Genomic DNA, 2,074 nt, shown 5'->3' on the forward strand with positions numbered 1-2,074 from the left:
CGCCATATGCTGTGTTCTGGGATGGCTGGCTTGTTGTGAAAAATAAATCACCTGTTGATATTGCATTGTATTGACAGGGCGTTGTAAAGCTTTATAGACAACAATAAAAATTGAAAAAAGTATTATCGCGACCAGAATATTACACAATTGATCGACTTTTGTCCCAAACCGAGACTTTAAAACCTGATGTTTAGAAAATAAAGACAACATAACTTACCTCAAAGCTATGAAGTAGTGTATGTGTCTGGTTCATTAAGGACAAGCCTAACGTTCAATAAGTCACAATGAAACAACTTATTGAACGTCCAGAAACTTTATCAATAATTAACCAAGGTACGGACAAAAGCGAAATATAAAATAAAAGCGATGATCACCAAGGTAATAAAAATTGCAAACATCCCTACACCACTCTCTGCATCGGCTGGGTGCAATTCATCATCATCGGCAATATTTTTTAGCTCGCCGTCATAAATCTTAAAAAAGCGGTCCTTTTGTTCAGGGCTTAAATGGCTGGCAAAATCGTAGACACGCTTGCGCTGGGCCAAGCAATAATCACCGAGATGAATTTCCTGATGGAAAATGGCTTCATCCAGTAATTTACGATGATGATGAGCCAAAGTGATGATCTGGCTCTCTAATGGTGGAACATCAATGCTTACACCATCAATTACATTTGACATATTGTTCTCCTTTTCTCTTATTCTCACTTTGATTTTACTTAAAATTATTTGCGACAAATGTTTAATCGTGTAAGCTTTTATTTACGAAATGACACGCAATATATTTGACAATTCAATCAATTTTGTCATAATAATTTAACAATTTAAAGTTAAAGTAGCTTAAATTCAAAGTAAAGTTTCTTTGAATAGAATTTGCGGTAATCATAATTAAAATAAGGAGTTATTATATGATTCAACACTTTACACACCATGAACTAGAGCATGTATATGCTAATGCGGTAAATACAATTCAATCACAAAAAAACTTTCAGGATGCAGTGAAAGAGCTTGAAGAAGTAGCGAAAGCAGGTCACGGCAAAGCGGCATTATTTTTGGCAGAGTTGTATTATCAAGGCTTCCGAGTCGAACGTGACTCATTGAAAGCACAGTATTGGCAGAAGATGGCAACCCTACAAGCATAAAGAAACGTCCTTGCGCTACATCAAAGCTTTAATCGCTTTGATCTGCTCAGGTGGCGTTTTTTAATGCCTGCGCAAAATCCGTTCCTATCTTTTTATCCTATATCACCGTTCTTCACTCCACATTCCATTTATCTTACACAGGTCAAAGTGTTAATCGCATCAAAGTATCAATCACTTTATTTTGCATTTTCTTAATACATACAATATTTGCTTACGATTTAGATGAATTATTTAAACATAAATGACATCTAAATTTCTTATAATAAAACATAAGTTTAAATAAGATCAGTTTAATAATATGTATCGGTTTAACCACTTTCAACCAGTATCACGTGAGTTGATGATTAAGATTTCAATTCTAAAAACAATAATGTATTGCGGTGTTCTTTGGGGTTTATATCATCAAGGCTGGGCAATCAAATCTGATCACGACGGTCATGTCTTTCCTTTCTGGCTGAACGGTGTTCAGGCACATCGTTATGCCAAGGCGCATTGGAAAAATTACACACCACGAAAAATTACACCAAAAGATTTTCATGAATCTTTATTGCCAACCCTAACCCGCCTACAAGTTGAGCCTGCTTTATTTAACTCGTCACATCGCAAATTCAAGCTTTCAACACAGCAAATGCAGCATTTCTTTTTTATGCAGCATCAATCTGTAGCGACTGCCTAAAGTTTCCATTGTTACAGTGATGACTTTTTAAACATTCATGAGAAAAAGTTATCATTGTGGCACAATTAGGACTTTGCAATTAAAACAAATACCGTTAAGTTAAATGAAAATGACAATACAACACAGGTGGATAAACAATGACAATCGTTGCTCAAGTCATCAAGAATAAAGCAGTACAATCAATTTTTACAATCTCACCAAATGCGACTGTACTTGAAGCAATTAAAATTATGGCAGACAAAGGTGTCGGGGCACTG

Annotated in this window: 3 protein-coding genes and 2 pseudogenes; 3 read left to right on the forward strand and 2 right to left on the reverse strand. The window is 35.4% G+C overall.

Annotation, left to right across the window (positions count from 1 at the left end; translation table 11 throughout):
* Both B4H32_RS10345 and B4H32_RS10350 read right to left on the reverse strand, forming a co-directional pair.
* A pseudogene (locus B4H32_RS10345) lies at positions 1-210 on the reverse strand (hypothetical protein); the annotation flags it as partial.
* A 107-nt stretch (positions 211-317) separates the two neighbouring features.
* Positions 318-680 carry a hypothetical protein gene (locus B4H32_RS10350; protein ID WP_004758213.1) on the reverse strand — a complete coding sequence of 121 codons (363 nt, stop codon included), beginning with the start codon at positions 678-680 and terminating at the stop codon, positions 318-320.
* Between the two features lie 227 nt (positions 681-907).
* On the opposite strand from B4H32_RS10350, the gene B4H32_RS10355 reads away from it, so the two are divergent.
* The 3 genes and pseudogenes from B4H32_RS10355 to B4H32_RS10365 form a co-directional block, all read left to right on the forward strand.
* A complete protein-coding gene (locus tag B4H32_RS10355; RefSeq protein WP_004680917.1) occupies positions 908-1,141 on the forward strand; it encodes a hypothetical protein in 234 nt (77 codons plus the stop codon).
* A gap of 298 nt (positions 1,142-1,439) precedes the next feature.
* Positions 1,440-1,817: a DUF2750 domain-containing protein gene (locus B4H32_RS10360; RefSeq protein WP_004677770.1), complete on the forward strand. Its 378-nt coding sequence runs from the start codon at positions 1,440-1,442 to the stop codon at positions 1,815-1,817.
* A gap of 137 nt (positions 1,818-1,954) precedes the next feature.
* Positions 1,955-2,074: pseudogene (locus B4H32_RS10365) on the forward strand (histidine kinase); the annotation flags it as partial.

Origin of the sequence: Acinetobacter sp. UBA2063, from assembly GCF_002333245.1 — a bacterium.
Classification (GTDB): Bacteria; Pseudomonadota; Gammaproteobacteria; order Pseudomonadales; family Moraxellaceae; genus Acinetobacter; species Acinetobacter parvus.

What these genes read in the sequence shown, in the direction of transcription:
- B4H32_RS10350 (WP_004758213.1), bottom strand. Translation starts at nt 680, where the DNA reads ATGTCAAATGTAATTGATGGTGTAAGCATTGATGTTCCACCATTAGAG.
- B4H32_RS10355 (WP_004680917.1), top strand. Translation starts at nt 908, where the DNA reads ATGATTCAACACTTTACACACCATGAACTAGAGCATGTATATGCTAAT.
- B4H32_RS10360 (WP_004677770.1), top strand. Translation starts at nt 1,440, where the DNA reads ATGTATCGGTTTAACCACTTTCAACCAGTATCACGTGAGTTGATGATT.